Annotated in this window: 17 protein-coding genes and 1 riboswitch; of the genes, 7 read left to right on the forward strand and 10 right to left on the reverse strand. The window is 42.6% G+C overall.

What is annotated here, in order from left to right:
* The first annotated feature begins 47 nt into the window (after nt 1-47).
* Nucleotides 48-962 (forward strand): aldo/keto reductase, encoded by a 915-nt coding sequence (locus EP737_RS06360; RefSeq protein ID WP_129727101.1) that lies wholly within the window; start codon nt 48-50, stop codon nt 960-962.
* 226 nt (nt 963-1,188) lie between these two features.
* Here the strand turns inward: EP737_RS06360 and EP737_RS06365 are convergent, their stop codons facing one another.
* The 9 genes from EP737_RS06365 to EP737_RS06405 all read right to left on the reverse strand — a co-directional run bounded on the left by EP737_RS06365 (nt 1,189) and on the right by EP737_RS06405 (nt 9,177).
* Nucleotides 1,189-1,749 (reverse strand): CBO0543 family protein, encoded by a 561-nt coding sequence (locus EP737_RS06365; protein WP_129727102.1) that lies wholly within the window; start codon nt 1,747-1,749, stop codon nt 1,189-1,191.
* A gap of 98 nt (nt 1,750-1,847) precedes the next feature.
* The gene (locus tag EP737_RS06370; RefSeq protein WP_129727103.1) at nt 1,848-2,294 is read right to left on the reverse strand and encodes a hypothetical protein; all 447 of its coding nucleotides are present in this window, start codon (nt 2,292-2,294) and stop codon (nt 1,848-1,850) included.
* A gap of 17 nt (nt 2,295-2,311) precedes the next feature.
* Nucleotides 2,312-3,076, reverse strand: a complete 765-nt coding sequence (locus tag EP737_RS06375; RefSeq protein ID WP_129727104.1) for a hypothetical protein — start codon at nt 3,074-3,076, stop codon at nt 2,312-2,314.
* A gap of 336 nt (nt 3,077-3,412) precedes the next feature.
* Nucleotides 3,413-5,029 (reverse strand): MDR family MFS transporter, encoded by a 1,617-nt coding sequence (locus EP737_RS06380; protein WP_129727105.1) that lies wholly within the window; start codon nt 5,027-5,029, stop codon nt 3,413-3,415.
* A gap of 1 nt (nt 5,030) precedes the next feature.
* Complete coding sequence (locus EP737_RS06385; RefSeq protein WP_129727106.1) at nt 5,031-5,495, reverse strand: MarR family winged helix-turn-helix transcriptional regulator; 465 nt, start codon at nt 5,493-5,495, stop codon at nt 5,031-5,033.
* 297 nt (nt 5,496-5,792) lie between these two features.
* On the reverse strand, nt 5,793-6,614 hold the full coding sequence (locus EP737_RS06390) for an aldo/keto reductase (protein ID WP_129727107.1): 822 nt from the start codon (nt 6,612-6,614) through the stop codon (nt 5,793-5,795).
* Between the two features lie 281 nt (nt 6,615-6,895).
* Entirely contained in the window at nt 6,896-7,168 is a 273-nt protein-coding gene (locus EP737_RS06395) for a YqkE family protein (protein ID WP_129727108.1), read from the reverse strand.
* Nucleotides 7,169-7,266: 98 nt separating this feature from the next.
* Entirely contained in the window at nt 7,267-7,722 is a 456-nt protein-coding gene (locus EP737_RS06400) for a ribbon-helix-helix domain-containing protein (protein ID WP_129727109.1), read from the reverse strand.
* 408 nt (nt 7,723-8,130) lie between these two features.
* A complete protein-coding gene (locus EP737_RS06405; RefSeq protein ID WP_246040193.1) occupies nt 8,131-9,177 on the reverse strand; it encodes a LacI family DNA-binding transcriptional regulator in 1,047 nt (348 codons plus the stop codon).
* Nucleotides 9,178-9,301: 124 nt separating this feature from the next.
* Between EP737_RS06405 and EP737_RS06410 the strand changes: the two genes are divergently transcribed.
* Nucleotides 9,302-10,204, forward strand: coding sequence for an alpha/beta hydrolase (locus EP737_RS06410; RefSeq protein ID WP_129727110.1), 903 nt, complete (start codon nt 9,302-9,304; stop codon nt 10,202-10,204).
* A gap of 192 nt (nt 10,205-10,396) precedes the next feature.
* On the opposite strand, the gene EP737_RS06415 is transcribed toward EP737_RS06410, so the two are convergent.
* Nucleotides 10,397-10,639 (reverse strand): DUF2552 family protein, encoded by a 243-nt coding sequence (locus EP737_RS06415; RefSeq protein ID WP_129727111.1) that lies wholly within the window; start codon nt 10,637-10,639, stop codon nt 10,397-10,399.
* Between the two features lie 260 nt (nt 10,640-10,899).
* Between EP737_RS06415 and EP737_RS06420 the strand changes: the two genes are divergently transcribed.
* The 5 genes from EP737_RS06420 to ribH all read left to right on the forward strand — a co-directional run bounded on the left by EP737_RS06420 (nt 10,900) and on the right by ribH (nt 15,234).
* Complete coding sequence (locus tag EP737_RS06420) at nt 10,900-11,118, forward strand: CDGSH iron-sulfur domain-containing protein (RefSeq protein WP_129727112.1); 219 nt, start codon at nt 10,900-10,902, stop codon at nt 11,116-11,118.
* Nucleotides 11,119-11,446: 328 nt separating this feature from the next.
* Nucleotides 11,447-11,592, forward strand: a riboswitch (FMN riboswitch).
* A gap of 210 nt (nt 11,593-11,802) precedes the next feature.
* On the forward strand, nt 11,803-12,885 hold the full coding sequence (gene ribD / locus EP737_RS06425) for a bifunctional diaminohydroxyphosphoribosylaminopyrimidine deaminase/5-amino-6-(5-phosphoribosylamino)uracil reductase RibD (RefSeq protein ID WP_129727113.1): 1,083 nt from the start codon (nt 11,803-11,805) through the stop codon (nt 12,883-12,885).
* A gap of 11 nt (nt 12,886-12,896) precedes the next feature.
* Entirely contained in the window at nt 12,897-13,544 is a 648-nt protein-coding gene (gene ribE, locus EP737_RS06430; RefSeq protein ID WP_129727114.1) for a riboflavin synthase, read from the forward strand.
* Nucleotides 13,545-13,560: 16 nt separating this feature from the next.
* Nucleotides 13,561-14,754, forward strand: coding sequence for a bifunctional 3,4-dihydroxy-2-butanone-4-phosphate synthase/GTP cyclohydrolase II (locus EP737_RS06435; RefSeq protein ID WP_129727115.1), 1,194 nt, complete (start codon nt 13,561-13,563; stop codon nt 14,752-14,754).
* A gap of 15 nt (nt 14,755-14,769) precedes the next feature.
* Nucleotides 14,770-15,234 (forward strand): 6,7-dimethyl-8-ribityllumazine synthase, encoded by a 465-nt coding sequence (ribH, locus tag EP737_RS06440; protein ID WP_129727116.1) that lies wholly within the window; start codon nt 14,770-14,772, stop codon nt 15,232-15,234.
* Nucleotides 15,235-15,299 lie beyond the last annotated feature (65 nt).

A 15,299-nucleotide genomic window follows, 5' to 3' on the forward strand; every position in this document is an offset into this window, starting at 1 on the left:
TATCCGCATTCCTCTCTCGCTTACAATAGAAATAAGGAGGGGTGTGCATGAAAAAACGCCAATTAGGAAATTCAGATTTATTTGTAAGCGAGGTAGGATTGGGCTGCATGTCGCTTGGCACAAATGAAGCAGAAGCGCTTCGGATTCTTGACGCTGCCTTTGCGGAAGGAATTAATTTTCTCGATACTGCCGACTTGTATCACTACGGCTTAAACGAAGAAATTGTCGGAAAGGCGATTCGTGATAGACGAGCTGATATTGTACTTGCGACAAAGGTGGGCAACCGCTGGACGGAGGAGAAAAACGGTTGGTTTTGGGATCCATCCAAAGCGTACATAAAGGAAGAAGTAAAAGAGAGCCTGCGCCGTCTAGGAACGGACTATATCGACTTATATCAGCTGCACGGCGGGACCATTGAGGATAACATCGAGGAAACAATTGCGGCATTTGATGAGCTGCAAAAGGAGGGTGTTATTCGCTATTACGGAATTTCCTCGATCCGCCTGAACGTGATTCGCGAGTATGTAAAGCGATCTAATATCGTAAGCATCTTAATGGAATACAGCATTCTAAACCGCCGCCCAGAGGAACTATTTCCTCTTCTCAAAGAGCATCATGTAAGCGTCATTGCGCGTGGTCCGGTTGCGAAAGGATTGCTTACGAACCATAACGTAGGCAAGCTTGAAAATGCGCGGGAAAAAGGCTATTTGTCGTATCGCTATGAAGAGCTTGAACGTACACTGCAAATTGTGCAAACTGCTGCACCTAATCGTCCGCTTGAAGAAATTGCTGTGCAATACTGCCTGCACGATTCTGTTGTTGCTTCCATTATCCCAGGGGCAAGCTCTATAGAACAGCTCCGCGCAAATGCAAATGCTGGACAAGCTGCGCCCCTTACAGCACAGGAATACGAACACATTCAAAATACAACAAAGCAAGATTTGTATGAGCTGCATCGCTAGGAAAAATGTTATTCTGCTTTTTATTTGAGTACTCCAAAAGACACCTCATGTGTCATTTGGAGTATTTCTTTTGCATTTTAAGAAAGGATAACTTTTCGGGGTGATGTCTAGCTCCCAAGGCCCAAAATGGCAGACTCCGGGCTGAACCTCCGCAAAAGGCAAAAAGCGCCTTATACTCCGACCCACCCCTACTCTGCCATAAAAGGCGGGTCTTGTCCGCTTTTCTTTACACAGTTCCAAAACTTTCTCTTTTACTCACCCAATTAGCGGATAGATAAATCAACATATAAATGGGAAAGGAATATGCATACTGCCAATGAACTTTTGTATATAAGCCCGTCCATTCAAATATGGGTTCTCCGATGAATGCGACCATTAATCCGTAAAAGATGGCTTTCTTTAAAGGAGATATATGCGGTCTAGATTGTATCAATAATGTCATGGTCACTGGAAAAAGCGCGAAATCCCATGGTGCATACGAGGGAATAGTAGGGATAACTTTCCCTGCATAATACCATAATCCTAAAGCAACACCGCAAAAGTCAAACCAAGAGCATACAATAATGATGAAAAAGGCAGTAAACATGAAACGAGCACGGTTTGCTTTATCAATCCATCTCCACCAGATGGCCCATGGAAGAATAGTAAGTCCGACAGATAGCCACCAGTCCCAGTGCAGAAATGTATGTTCCTTCCAGTAAGTGAAGTATGCTTCATTTGCCTTATGGACTATGTGATAAAACTCTTCAATTTTATGCGTGTTTTCTTCTAGACGGAAGTTCTTCATCCTCTAATTCACCATTTTCGTATAGTTTACATATGTGTAAAACAGAAAAATCTTTCATTTGATAAATGTATGTATTCTCTGTGCCTTCGTGTCTCCTCTTAGACCCGGGCTACGCCTAATGCTGTATGCTCCCACAAAATCCTTTCAACAGCTTCCCATTGATAGTCTTCGCATCGTATCATCAGCACGACTTCCGAGGTTATTTGTTTGTTTCCTTCCGGCCTCTTTTTAACCATCCATAATTTAATCAAAAACCCGACAAGTAAGCCGGTAACTGCCCCAATAATCCCCCAAATGATTGGTCCCCATTTTAGTACATATCCATAAATTGCCCCTAAGAGCATGGTACATGTCCCTAATATTGCTGCTGCATCAAACATACTAAGCCCATCTGCTCGGTGAATTGTATCAAATAGTTGTTTCGGTTCGGTTCTCTTTTTAAGAGGAACTGCAAATATCTGTTCTTTTGGAATCCCCTTCTGTTCCAGTGAGCTAATAGCAAGTTCAATAAAAAGGGAATTTTCAAATGTCGTAATCACTAACATACAGATCTCCTCTCCTGTTAGATAGGTGGCTTGAAATTAGGGTTTTGGTAATTGCGACGTAAATAGTTCGATAGCTCTTTTTCAAACAACTTATTGTATTCAACCGCTGAAACATAGGAATCGTACACGATAAATATATATATGGACGGGAGATACATCGCCCATTGCATATTTATAATTTGTTTCGCTTGTGCAAATTCCCCGACCATCGTAAACTGAATTGCCTGTGGGATATGTCCAAAATACAACACCGTGATTGTGTATCCAAAAACAAAGAAACCTGTGAGAATTTTATGAATATACAAGTGTCCGAGCCCAGGCATGAGAAACGACCATGTTAAAGCAATCCATGGTTTACACCTCCCTAAAGAATTAATATCCCAAGATCCGATATTCAAAGAAGGGATGGGTGCATCTTCCCGATCTGCTAATAAGTAGAGTTTATTATGATCGACAGTTACCCGGTAGCTGTCCCATATGCTAAACATATAAATTCCCACATACAGCATAAGCCATTTTTCATCGAGGGCTTTTTTAGCCGTTTCAAAATCTCCTAGTAAAGAATAGAGGATACCAAGGTTGACATTCGCCATATTGTTAATAAATGCTTCCCACGTAATGAGGATAAAAGCCGCTGCATAACGGTGCAGCAACAGATGTCCAAAACCTGGATATGAAAAAGCAAAAAAACTGATAATCCAAGGGTTTCGCAAATGAAGTTGTGAAATAGTAAATTGAGATATATGAGCTCTTGTTCTTCGAAAAGGAGGCATTTGATTCATAGCATTTACTCCTAATTACTACGTTTCTCCGTTCGTATATATTGCTTGTTTCATCGGAGAACGTATCATTTTCAAAATCATGCAGTCCCTTATATTCCAGTCCAAAAACACTGAAATAAACTGAAGATTTAGTACTTTCTCTTTGAAGCGATTTTAGCTGTTAGTATAGATCTTACGTCTACGATTACTTTTCTTTAGTATCGTTCTCATTCTTTTAGATTTTCAAACAAAAATTTCCGGCTACGTCGAATTCGCTTCTATCTGGAAATTTTTTCTTTCTCAAAGCATAAAAAAAGAAGCTGACCTCTTAGTCAACCTCTTTTTTCTATCCATTTCTTAATTTGATTGAGCCAAAACTTTTGCTTCTTCTTCATTCCCAGCCTTTTTTCCTGTCTTTCTGTCAGACAGTTTAATGTGCGGCAGAAGGAGCGTGAATACTGCCCCGATAACAATAATAACTAATCCCACTAGGAATACGCTGTGGAGAGAGTCCATTAATGATGTTTTTAAGATAGGAGTCATCTTTTCAGCTAATGCCGCTGGCAGCTGTTTCAAAGCCTCTGGGCTGAACAATGACTGCAATAGCCCCTCTGGATTTGTTGCAATCATTTCTTTAAACTTAGTTACCATTTCGCTTGCCTGTGCTGGCAATGTATTTAAGAATGGTACAAGCTTGTCATTAAGCGCCGTTCCTGCTTGCTTATTCATTACAGCCCCTAAAATGGTAATACCAAACGTACCGCCGATGGAGCGGAAAAACTGACTGGAGGATGTAACAACTCCAAGCTCCTCTCTCGAAAAGCTCTCCTGTAACGCAAGAGTAAGCAAGGGCATGACTAAGCCCATCCCGAAACCGATTACTGCCATATAAGATGTTGCCACAAGCTTTGCTGTATTCATATCTAACGTTGTCAGCAGCCCAAAGCCGCCCGCCATAACAAGCATTCCAATAATAATTTGAATTTTAATGCCAATTTTATAGACAAGTTGCCCGCCAATAATACTTGTAATGATCATCGAAACCATCATTGGCGTCATAATCATTCCCGATTCCGTGGCACTTACACCAACAATGCCTTGCATAAAGAATGGTACAAATGTAATTGCCCCAAACATCCCGATACTCATGAAAAAGCCGATTAAATTCAAAGATGTAAAGGTTCTATTCTTAAAGAGATACATTGGTAAAATCGGTTCTTTTGCCTTTGTTTCTGCGATAACGAAGCCCGCTAATCCAATGAGAGCGAGTGCGAATAAGCCGAGAATTTGCCAGGAGTCCCAAGCGTAGTCCTTGCCGCCGAGACTTAATGCAAGCAACAGGCTCACAACCCCAACAACCATTGTGAGCATACCGGCAATATCAAACTGAATCGGTCCTGTATGCTTGCGCCCCTGTAAGCCTAACGCAATTAGAATAGTCGCAATAATTCCAACAGGGAGGTTAATATAAAATACCCACTTCCAGTTCCAAGCGTCTACAATCCAACCGCCAATTTGCGGTCCAATAACCGAAGCAAGACCGAAAATCGCTCCAAACACACCTTGAAATTTAACACGCTGCGCTCCTGTAAACAGGTCACCGACAACAATCATCGCCATTGGCATTAGCACGCCGCCCCCGATGCCCTGCAAACCACGATAAATGATCAGCTGTGTCATATTTTCAGCCATTCCGCACAAAGCAGAAGCAATCATAAAAATAATAAGTCCTGTTACGTATACAACCCTGCGTCCTAGCAAATCAGCTAATTTCCCTGCAATTGGCACAACGGTTGTAGATGTCAGCAAATATGCTGTTGTCAGCCATGTCATCATGCTTAATCCGCCTAAATCACCAACAATCCGCGGCATCGCCGTTCCGACAATTGTACCGTCAAGTGCAGAGAAGAACATCGCAATGATGAGCCCAATCAGCAATAAGGTACGCTTGCTATCTTTTTCTTGTTTCACCATCCTAGCATTTCTCCTCTTCTTCCTCGTTCTTATCAAAAACTGTTATCTGCGCGAGCTTCTCTGTTATGGAGGCCATTGCTTCTAGCTCTTCCGTAGTCAAACTCGACAAATAGCGCTGCGCAACAGCTTTTCTCGCCCCAATTAGTTGCTTTAGCCTTTCTTCTCCACGTTCGCTCAGACGAATGTTAACAACACGTCGATCCTTCTTATCATGCTCACGTTCTACAAGCTTATGCTGTTCTAAACGGTCTATCATCAGCGTTACCGCACTTGGCTTTACATCCATATGCTCAGCTAGCTGTGAAACCTTGCAGCTCCCCTTTTTGTTTACGTATATCAATACGAAAAACTGTGTTGGGGTCAATTCATAGCTGTGTACAACCTCTAGCAGTTCAGGCTGCATTTGTTGGAACACAGTGTGAACGGCTGCCTGAATTCGTTCAATGTAATGATCTACCTCGCCCAAAGTATAACCCCCAATATTTAATTTAATTAAATATATGCATAACAGCAATATTTAATATACATTAAATATTTATATGAATCAACATTTATTTTTGTTATCTTTTTTAGGTATACGCAATTCGGATAGTTTCTGTAATATCCTTTGCATTTCACGCCCAATCGATGACAGGAGCAGACAAAAGGTGCTCTCAAAGGTTAGCCAGACTATCCTTTAGGAACACCTTTCATGAAAATATGACATAAAGAAAAAACGAAAGTGTGGATGCCGCACTTTCGTTTTTTCTTCACTTACCTAGTATTAAAAATCGAAATTATCTGGATCTGGACCGAGTCGTCGATTTTCATTTAGTGCGTCGATTTTTGCTAGGTCTTCAGCAGATAATTCAAAATCAAATACATTCACATTTTGTTCAATGCGGGATGGCGTGATCGACTTTGGAATTGTTATAATATCGCTTTGAATGTCCCAGCGCAGTACAATTTGTGCTGGTGTTTTACCATACTTTTCAGCGAGCTCCGCAATCGTTTCGTTTTCAAAAATCTCACCGCCCTGCATAAGCGGGCTCCATGCCTCAACAGCAATCTCATGCTTTTGGCAAAACTCACGAATTTCCACCTGTGATAGGCGTGGATGAAGCTCGATCTGGTTCACCATTGGCTTAATCTTGCAGTTTGCAAGCACATCCTCTAGGTGATGGATATGAAAGTTAGATACGCCGATTGCACGCACCTTTCCTTGCTCATACAATGTTTCTAATGCTCGATATGTATCGACATATTTGCCGCTTACAGGCCAGTGGATTAAATATAAATCCATATACTCTAAGCCAAGCTTATCAAGGCTTGTCTCAAATGCCTTCAATGTAGATTCGTAGCCTTGGTCGCTATTCCACACCTTTGTTGTAATAAACAAATCTTCACGCGCTACGCCAGATTCACGGATCGCTTCTCCAACGCCTGCTTCGTTGCCATACACAGCAGCTGTATCAATGCTGCGGTAGCCGGCTGCTAAAGCTGCCTTCACTGCTGTTCGTACTTCTTCGCCTTCTTTTGTTTGCCACACGCCCAGACCAAGAACAGGCATGTCCACACCGTTATGAAGCTTTTTTGTTGGAATCATAGGTTTCCCCTCCGTTTTAGAAATCTCTTCCTGTTTATTTAATCAGTAAGAAAGCGGGAATGTCAATGAAAGTGATTTCGAACTAAGAAAAGCGGACATGGCTTCGTTTTCTCTCCCTAGTAAAGAAAACTCACCGATTGGCGAGCCCCGCTCTTGGGCGAAGACAGAGGCGTAGCCCTACTTATACTGTATTCCTAAAATTTCCGACTATGTCGAACAGTCTCCTAGCCAGCTTAAAGTGTAAAACAGGCTGGATTCTTCATCCAGCCCGACTCACATTGCTATTTAAAATCCTTCCAAGATAGATTACTTTCTTTTAGCAAATCTTCAAATGTTTTATTTTTTTCGCGTTCCCGCTGCTCACGCTTTTTTCGTTCCAATTCCTCAGCTCGCTGCTTTTCCTGCTGTTTGTCCTGCTCCTCCTGCAGCGCTTTTTGCTTTTGCTTCAGTTGCTGCAATACGTCCGTATTTAAAAAGTCTCCCAAGCGCACGCTCTCTTTTTCAGTTTCAGCTTTGCGAACGGGTTGTCTTTGCTGCTTTTGTTTTTTTGCCATATGATCTCTCCCCTTGTTGTTTCCCTCATTACGGCTTATTTTTTAGATTATTGTAGCAAATGTCCTATCCTCTTTCCAGTATACAGGTCGCCAGGAGTTCACCATTTATTCTCCCTCAAAAACAATCGCAGCGCCGCCTCCACTATTCTTGATTTTTGGATGCCTCGTTTAGCTGATGCTGCGTCCAAATGCTGTAACAGCGATACGGGAAGCGTAAAGGTTCTTCGCGCCCGTTGTTCTTCCGCCTCGGACAGTGCGTTGTATATAGGACGATTTTCAAGCAAAGATCGAATATAACGCAATTCTTCGTACATAAGCTTTTGATAATCAGGCACTTCCGCTGCTTTAGATAAGGGTACCTCGCCAAAAATACTCTGTTCCCTAGGCTCCTCTCCCTCGCCGACAAAGACTCTTTTTTTCTTTTTGCTATCATACTCGTATCCAAATAACCGCAACTTCTTCGATAGTGTATGCGGCATCAAGCCAAGCCGCTTGGCCAACACGACGAGCGATTCCCTCCCATTGAGACGATCAATAATATCTCCTACCTTCATTGACCTGCCCTCCTAATAGAATCGAGCTGAAAAGAAAGGAATAGACAATTCTGGCTGGCTATTGTTTTCATCATTATTTGCACTACGGGCCCTTTCCAAAATTGCTCCTTTTATTAACTAAAAATGACATCCTGGCAGGTATACTGCGAAACATAATCAACTGCGAGTTATAGTAATGAACCGCTAATTCGATGTATTAGTAAATTGGGAGATAAAGTATGATTGCAGCTACGCCTTTATCTTCGCCAATCGTTGAGCTGTCCGTTAAATGCTCATAGCTCTACTTTATACATACTCCAGCTTCCGCTATTTTATCATTCCGACCTTTTCATACTTATATAGTAAAAGGTCTGCTTTGCGGCAGACCTTTTGCTAATTAATTTCATAAAATCAGAATATAAAAATGAATTATCTTGTTGTTTCGCGCTCAATTAGAACAGGACGTAAGCGACGAACCGCCTCTGTCTGTTCTTTCATTTGTCGAAGCAGCATGTGGACGGCAATCGTACCTTTGTCCCCATAAGGCTGTCCGACTGTTGTAAGGGCCGGATATAAAAATTCTCCTGCTGCTATTCCATCAATTCCGATAAGCTGAAGCTGATCAGGAACAGATAGGTGAAGACGATGCGCCGCGCGCAAAGCCCCAATTCCTACAATATCATTGCAAGCAACAATTCCATCTATGTAAGGTGCATGTTGCAGCATTGCGATAGTTGCTTGCTCACCCTCCCTAACGGATAAACCGCTCGTTACGACTCGGTATGGGATATTGTAGTACTCAGCAGTATCGATGAAGCCCTCTAGCCGCTCATGCATTGCTTCATTATGCTCTGGACCGCGAAGGTGAGCCAAAAAGCGGCAGCCTTTTTTAATAAGCTGCTCTGTTGCTAGTTTTGCTCCTTCATAGTCACAGCATCTTACAGCAGCGTACGTGTTATGTAATTCACCGTCCAAAACGACAAACGGAGTAGAGGAGATTTTCTTCTTGACCTGCTCATAGACCTCATTCATAACAAGAAAGCCCGCCACATTATTTTGCAGCAGCGTGTCTACATAGGATGCCTTCCCATTGACCCTTCCTATTACAATTTGATATCCAGCCTCATATGCTGCTTGCTCAATGGAAGAAAACAGCTCAAAAAAGGAAGGAGCAGAATCATCAGATACAAGAAGAGCTATCATCGTAGAGGATTTCTTAAAAAGCGACTTGGCTACTGCATTTGGTTTATATTGCAGCCTTTCTATTGCTTCTTCTACTTGCTTCACCGTCTCTTCATGAACGTATCCCTTTTTATTTAACACTCGGGACACGGTTGCTACCGAAACACCAGCTAACTTTGCGACATCACGAATTGTTGCCACCTTCTCCACCTCTTTGCGGTAATGCGTTACAGATTTACCGTAAAACAAACAAAGCAAGCCGTCAAGATGAATATGAAAAAAAAGGAATAACATGAAGTTATTTCCCTGTCCTATCCGTAATATGTAACATGTAACGATTGTTACATGTTCTGCGCTGCTCCCGCTTTTTTTAGCAGTATGATACAATAACTTCTAGTTGAACTATTGGAGGATTAGTATGAGAGCGTTTTTCGGCTTAATAGGCATCTTCATTGCTATGTTATTTGGCATTGGGATGTTTTTCACAAACAAGATCATGTATCTGAAAAAGAAAACAGATGAGGAAATCTTGCAGAGGGAAACAAATACAAATTTTAATTTGCAGAGGTTTCAATCGATGCAAAAGGAAGAGCTTTGGATCGACTCACCGTTTGGCTATCAAATTCATGGATATTATACTCCATCACGACATTCCAGCCGATTCATGATTTTTTGCCATGGCGTTTCCGTGAACAAACTGAATTCGGTGAAATACAGTAACCTCTTTTTAGAACGCGGCTTTAATGTTCTTATCTATGATCACCGTCGTCACGGCAAAACAGGCGGGAAAACAACGAGCTACGGCTATTATGAAAAGGATGATTTACATGCGGTTGTACAGTATATAAAGAGCCGATTCGGTCCTGATATTACTCTTGGCATTCACGGAGAATCGATGGGAGCTGCCACACTTTTGCAGTATGCAGGAATGGTTGAGGATGGAGCAGATTTTTATATTGCCGATTGTCCCTTTTCCGACTTTTACGAACAGCTATCCTATCGACTTAAAGTTGAATTCAAGCTGCCTCACTGGCCGGTGCTTCCTCTTGCGAACATGATTTTAAAACTGCGCGATGGATATACGATACGTGATGTGTCCCCCATTCAATGTGTGAAACATATTAAAAGCCCTGTTTTGTTTATACACAGTAAGGATGACGATTATATTTTATGTAAAATGACAGAGGAATTGTATAATCACAAAGCAGGACCGAAGCAGCTGTTTATTGCAGAGCGAGGTGCCCATGCGATGTCATATGTGGAGAATAAAGAAGCATATAAGAGGGCGATCGACAGCTTCTTAAAGCGATATAAGCTATAAGCATATTTGCATAAAAGTAGCTGTGAGTACTAATACAAAGAAAACACAGCCATAACAGCAAAAAAGGAGAGAAGAATCTGTCATATGATTCTCCCCTCCTTTTTTTTGCGCTTTAAAAAGGATAGATGCAACTACGTCTCTATCTTTGCCCGGCCCGGGGGCAGGGCTCTTTCTTTACTGTTATTCTGGACCTCATGCCAGGACGTCTGTAACGTCCTTCATATGTTCAGCAAGCCAAGTCATCGCTTCCTCAAGCGTCGCAAATTCTTGCATTTCAAATGTCATTTCATCCTGCAGCAGCCATGCATCCTTTTCCTCTTCTTCTATCCCAGCTTTTGACCAATGCAGCAAGCTGTAAGGCTGATGATCATATAAAAAGGAAACCCATTTTTTATCTCTCGCAATTGCTTGGATCGTATGTAATTTTTTGCTCATCTTTTTCCACCTATGTCTTTTTTCTTGCACTGTAGAAACAGCTAAATTTCCAGCTCGAAGTCATTCAACGCAGTCAGAAATTTTAAGGATACAGTGTAAGTGTAACTACGCCCTAACGGCGAGTTTTCTTTACGAAGCTTATTATACATTCTAATTTTTTGGAAAGAAAGCATCTTTCTAAACATACACATACGAGTAGATTGAAAATATGTAAAAATGTGCATATTATAGAAAAAACTTAAAATTAGGAGGATATCTAAATGACAAAGGTACAAATTAAAGTCAATGATAATGGTTCGTTCCGTATCACAGGTGATGTGGAATTGGTGGATTCACAAGGACACGCGTTTCCGGCAAAGCCGGCCTTCTCTCTTTGCCGCTGCGGCTTATCAACAAATATGCCATATTGCAGCGGTGCGCATAAAGGAAAGTTCCAATCTGTTGTAAGAGCACCGCAGTCGGAAGAAACAGATATTTAGTAAGAAGCAGGATCCTCTGTGAGAGCAGGATCTTTGTACACTGTAGGAAAGTATAAATTTCCAGCCAGAAGTGGATTCGACGTAGTCGGAAATTTTAGGAATACAGTATAAGTAGGGCTACGCCTCTGTCCTCGCCCAAGAGCGGGGCTCGCCAATCGGCGAGTTTTCTTTATTGTCCTTTAAAATTTCTGGCTAGAGTTGTTTTTTTCCAAATCTGCTAATAAGGAATCCCAAAATTTATAAAAGTAACAAAGAACAAGCCATTTTCTTTCATCACAAACAAATTATTGTACCTTTTTTTCTATTTTGTGCTATAATTTCAGAAAACAATATCCTTCGGGGTCGGGTGAAAATCCCAACCGGCGGTGATGAAGTCTCGTCTTCTAAGCCCGTGACCCGCCTTTGCACTCGCAAAGCGGTGGATCTAGTGAAAATCTAGGGCCGACAGTATAGTCTGGATGGGAGAAGGATTGCGTTTTCAGGCTGTACATAAGGATATGTCTATCCAAGGGCGAGTGTCTTCCTTTTTGAGAACACTTGTTCTAGCTGCTCGTTTTTTTAATCGCTGCAGCTAGGCTTATTTTCCCGTGCTTTTGTATCCTTGTTGTCGCTGAAAACAAACGTCTCTCCCAACCCCAAGGAATGTCCTTGGGGTTTTGATTTTTTAGGAGAGGTGGTCTTGCTATGACTGATCAGGAATATATGCGCCTCGCACTTGATCTTGCGAAGGCGGCGCAAGGACAAACAAGTCCAAATCCGACTGTTGGTGCGGTTGTAGTAAAGGATGGTGTGATTATCGGTCTCGGTGCCCATTTAAAGGCTGGAGAAGGTCACGCCGAGGTGCATGCGCTCAAAATGGCAGGAGATAAAGCAGAAGGGGCAACTGCCTATGTGACGCTTGAGCCTTGCAGCCATTTTGGTAAAACACCGCCTTGCAGCAATCTGCTCATTGAGAAAAAGGTAAAACGTGTTGTTGTGGCTTCACTAGACAACAATCCACTCGTATCCGGCAAAGGGGTGCAGCGTCTAAAGGATGCAGGCATCGAAGTAGAAGTCGGTGTGCTGGAGAAGGAAGCGCGTGAGCTCAATACTGTCTTTTTTCATTACATGGCAGAGCATAAGCCGTATGTCACCATTAAAACAGCAATGAGCCTTGATGGAAAAATTGCGACTGTAACAGGGGAAAGCAAATGGATTACAGGAGAACAGGCAAGGCTCGATGTGCATCGCTACAGACATGAGCATGACGCTATTTTGGTTGGCGTAAATACGGTTCTTGCTGATAATCCTAGCTTAACGACACGCCTGCCAAATGGGGGGAAGCATCCTATCCGCATCATTTTGGATACAAATTTGCGGACACCTTTGGATTCGCTTGTTGTTACGGACGGTATGGCTCCAACATGGATTATCGTTGGTTCACATGTACCGCAGGAAAAATGGGAACAATATACATCTGATATGGTAACGGTTATCAGGGCAAGCAAAAGCCGTATTGAGATAAATGAAGTACTTGCCATTTTAGGAGAAAAAGGAATTCTTTCTCTCTTTGTAGAGGGCGGACAACAGGTGAATGCAAGCTTTTTAGAAGCGAAATGCTTTCAGCAGTTCATTGTGTATATTAGCCCGAAGCTGATTGGCGGCCAAGCGGCGCCAACAATTTTTGGCGGCAGTGGATTTTCCTCGCTCGCTGATGCTGCCTCTCTTTCCATTCAATCCATTGAGACTATTGGAGACGATATAAAAATCGTCGCCATTCCGAAATAGGAGGTGCAGCAATGTTTACAGGTATTATTGAAGAAATTGGGAAAGTCGAACGGATGCAGCAAACTGGGCAGGCTATTACGATGACCATTTCTGCCTCTCATATTCTATCCGATGTGCATCTTGGCGACAGCATCGCTGTGAACGGCGTCTGCTTAACCGTTACATCCTTCACCTCTTCCGCCTTTACGGTTGATGTGATGCCAGAGACGGTGAAAGCTACATCGCTTCAGGCGCTAGGACGCGGCTCTTCCGTTAACTTAGAACGTGCGATGAGTGCAGGCGGACGATTTGGCGGACATTTTGTGAGCGGTCATGCGGATGGCATCGGAACGATTGTGGAGAAGAAAAAAAGTCATAATGCCATTTACTATCGAATTGAACTTCCAAGCAATTTGCTGCGCTACTGCATTTTTAAAGGATCTATTACAATTGATGGCACAAGTCTGACAATTTTCGGTCTAGATGATACATCTGTGACAATTTCCTTAATTCCGCATACGGTTGATTACTCTGTTATTGGACAGAAGGGCGTCGGGGACATTGTAAATATTGAATGTGATATGATTGGCAAATATATTGAACGGTTTACACGCCGGGAGGAAGCACCACCAAAATCCTCACTCACTGCAAGCTTTTTACAAGAACACGGATATATGTAAGAAAGGAGAGATCGCTATGTTTCATACAGTGGAAGAAGCGTTACATGATTTAAAGGCAGGAAAGCCAATTATCGTATGCGATGATGAAAATCGTGAAAATGAAGGTGACTTTGTGTCACTTGCCGATCGTACAACGCCGGAAGTGATTAATTTTATGATCACGCACGGCCGCGGTCTTGTATGTGTACCGATTACGGAGGAGCACGCAAAGCGTTTATCCCTTCAACCGATGGTAGCAAACAATACAGATGCACACGGAACTGCCTTTACCGTAAGCATTGACCATAAGGAAACAACTACGGGCATCAGCGCCCATGAGCGTTCCTTCACGATTCAAAAAATGCTGGACCCTAACGCAAAGGGCAGCGATTTTAAACGACCAGGCCATATTTTTCCGCTTATTGCGAAAAAAGGCGGTGTGCTGCGTCGGGCCGGCCACACAGAGGCTGCTGTAGATCTGGCAATGTTATGCGGCTCCGAGCCAGCCGGTGTTATTTGTGAAATTATCAATGAAGACGGTACAATGGCACGTGTCGGAGATTTAGAAAAGGTCGCAGAGCAATTTGATTTAAAAATGATTACGATTGAAGCGTTAATTGAATATCGACGCCGTAACGAAAAGCTTGTGAAGCGCGAGGTGGAAATTACACTTCCAACAGAATTCGGAACCTTCCGTGCTGTCGGTTATACAAACTCCCTTGACGACAAAGAGCATATTGCAATCGTAAAAGGTGAAATTAATCCAAATGAGCCTGTATTAGTACGTGTACACTCTGAATGCTTAACAGGAGATGTACTAGGGTCATACCGTTGTGACTGCGGACCTCAGCTGCATGCAGCGCTTGCTCAAATTGAAGAGGCAGGCAGCGGGATATTGCTATATATGCGTCAGGAAGGCCGCGGCATTGGCTTAATGAATAAACTGCGCGCCTATAAGCTCCAAGAGGAGGGCTATGATACAGTCGAAGCGAACCATAAGCTTGGCTTTGATGCAGACCTTCGCGACTATGGCATTGGTGCGCAAATTTTAAAGGATTTGGGCGTACGCGATATTAAACTGCTTACCAACAATCCGCGTAAAATCGCAGGTCTTCAGGGACATGATTTACAGGTGGTAGAACGCGTGCCGCTGCAATTGCCAGCAAAACGCGAAAATCAAGAATATCTTAAAACAAAATACGAAAAATTAGGGCATCTGCTGCACCTATAAAAGGAGAAGAGAACGATGATTTTTGAAGGACATTTAGTTGGTACAGATTTAAAGGTAGGAATTGTAGTAGCACGTTTTAACGAATTCATTACAAGCAAGCTTCTTGGCGGTGCTCAAGACGGCTTAAAACGCCACGGTGTGGATGATGCAAACGTAGACATAGCTTGGGTACCAGGTGCATTTGAGCTTCCATTGGTTGCAAAGAAAATGGCGACAAGCGGTAAATATGATGCGGTTATTACACTTGGCACAGTAATCCGCGGCGCAACAACACACTATGATTATGTATGCAATGAAGTAGCGAAAGGCGTTGCAGCTATTACATTACAAACGGAAATACCAGTTATTTTCGGTGTATTAACAACAGAAACAATTGAGCAAGCAATCGAGCGTGCCGGCACAAAAGCGGGCAATAAAGGCTACGAGGCAGCTGCTACCGCAATTGAAATGGCGAACCTAGGCCGACAATTGCAAGGCTAATAATAAAAATAAAAAACATCTATATAAAAAACGGGTCATCCTTCTATCAAAAATTTATGGAAGAA

Source organism: Ectobacillus funiculus, from assembly GCF_004138295.1.
Taxonomy (GTDB): domain Bacteria; phylum Bacillota; class Bacilli; order Bacillales; family Bacillaceae_G; genus Ectobacillus; species Ectobacillus funiculus.

Bases quoted from the DNA above. Each gene is read 5' to 3' on its own strand.
- EP737_RS06360 (WP_129727101.1), top strand. From the start codon at position 48: ATGAAAAAACGCCAATTAGGAAATTCAGATTTATTTGTAAGCGAGGTA.
- EP737_RS06365 (WP_129727102.1), bottom strand. From the start codon at position 1,749: ATGAAGAACTTCCGTCTAGAAGAAAACACGCATAAAATTGAAGAGTTT.
- EP737_RS06370 (WP_129727103.1), bottom strand. From the start codon at position 2,294: ATGTTAGTGATTACGACATTTGAAAATTCCCTTTTTATTGAACTTGCT.
- EP737_RS06375 (WP_129727104.1), bottom strand. From the start codon at position 3,076: ATGAATCAAATGCCTCCTTTTCGAAGAACAAGAGCTCATATATCTCAA.
- EP737_RS06380 (WP_129727105.1), bottom strand. From the start codon at position 5,029: ATGGTGAAACAAGAAAAAGATAGCAAGCGTACCTTATTGCTGATTGGG.
- EP737_RS06390 (WP_129727107.1), bottom strand. From the start codon at position 6,614: ATGATTCCAACAAAAAAGCTTCATAACGGTGTGGACATGCCTGTTCTT.
- EP737_RS06395 (WP_129727108.1), bottom strand. From the start codon at position 7,168: ATGGCAAAAAAACAAAAGCAGCAAAGACAACCCGTTCGCAAAGCTGAA.
- EP737_RS06400 (WP_129727109.1), bottom strand. From the start codon at position 7,722: ATGAAGGTAGGAGATATTATTGATCGTCTCAATGGGAGGGAATCGCTC.
- EP737_RS06405 (WP_246040193.1), bottom strand. From the start codon at position 9,177: ATGTTATTCCTTTTTTTTCATATTCATCTTGACGGCTTGCTTTGTTTG.
- EP737_RS06410 (WP_129727110.1), top strand. From the start codon at position 9,302: ATGAGAGCGTTTTTCGGCTTAATAGGCATCTTCATTGCTATGTTATTT.
- EP737_RS06415 (WP_129727111.1), bottom strand. From the start codon at position 10,639: ATGAGCAAAAAATTACATACGATCCAAGCAATTGCGAGAGATAAAAAA.
- EP737_RS06420 (WP_129727112.1), top strand. From the start codon at position 10,900: ATGACAAAGGTACAAATTAAAGTCAATGATAATGGTTCGTTCCGTATC.
- ribD (WP_129727113.1), top strand. From the start codon at position 11,803: ATGACTGATCAGGAATATATGCGCCTCGCACTTGATCTTGCGAAGGCG.
- ribE (WP_129727114.1), top strand. From the start codon at position 12,897: ATGTTTACAGGTATTATTGAAGAAATTGGGAAAGTCGAACGGATGCAG.
- EP737_RS06435 (WP_129727115.1), top strand. From the start codon at position 13,561: ATGTTTCATACAGTGGAAGAAGCGTTACATGATTTAAAGGCAGGAAAG.
- ribH (WP_129727116.1), top strand. From the start codon at position 14,770: ATGATTTTTGAAGGACATTTAGTTGGTACAGATTTAAAGGTAGGAATT.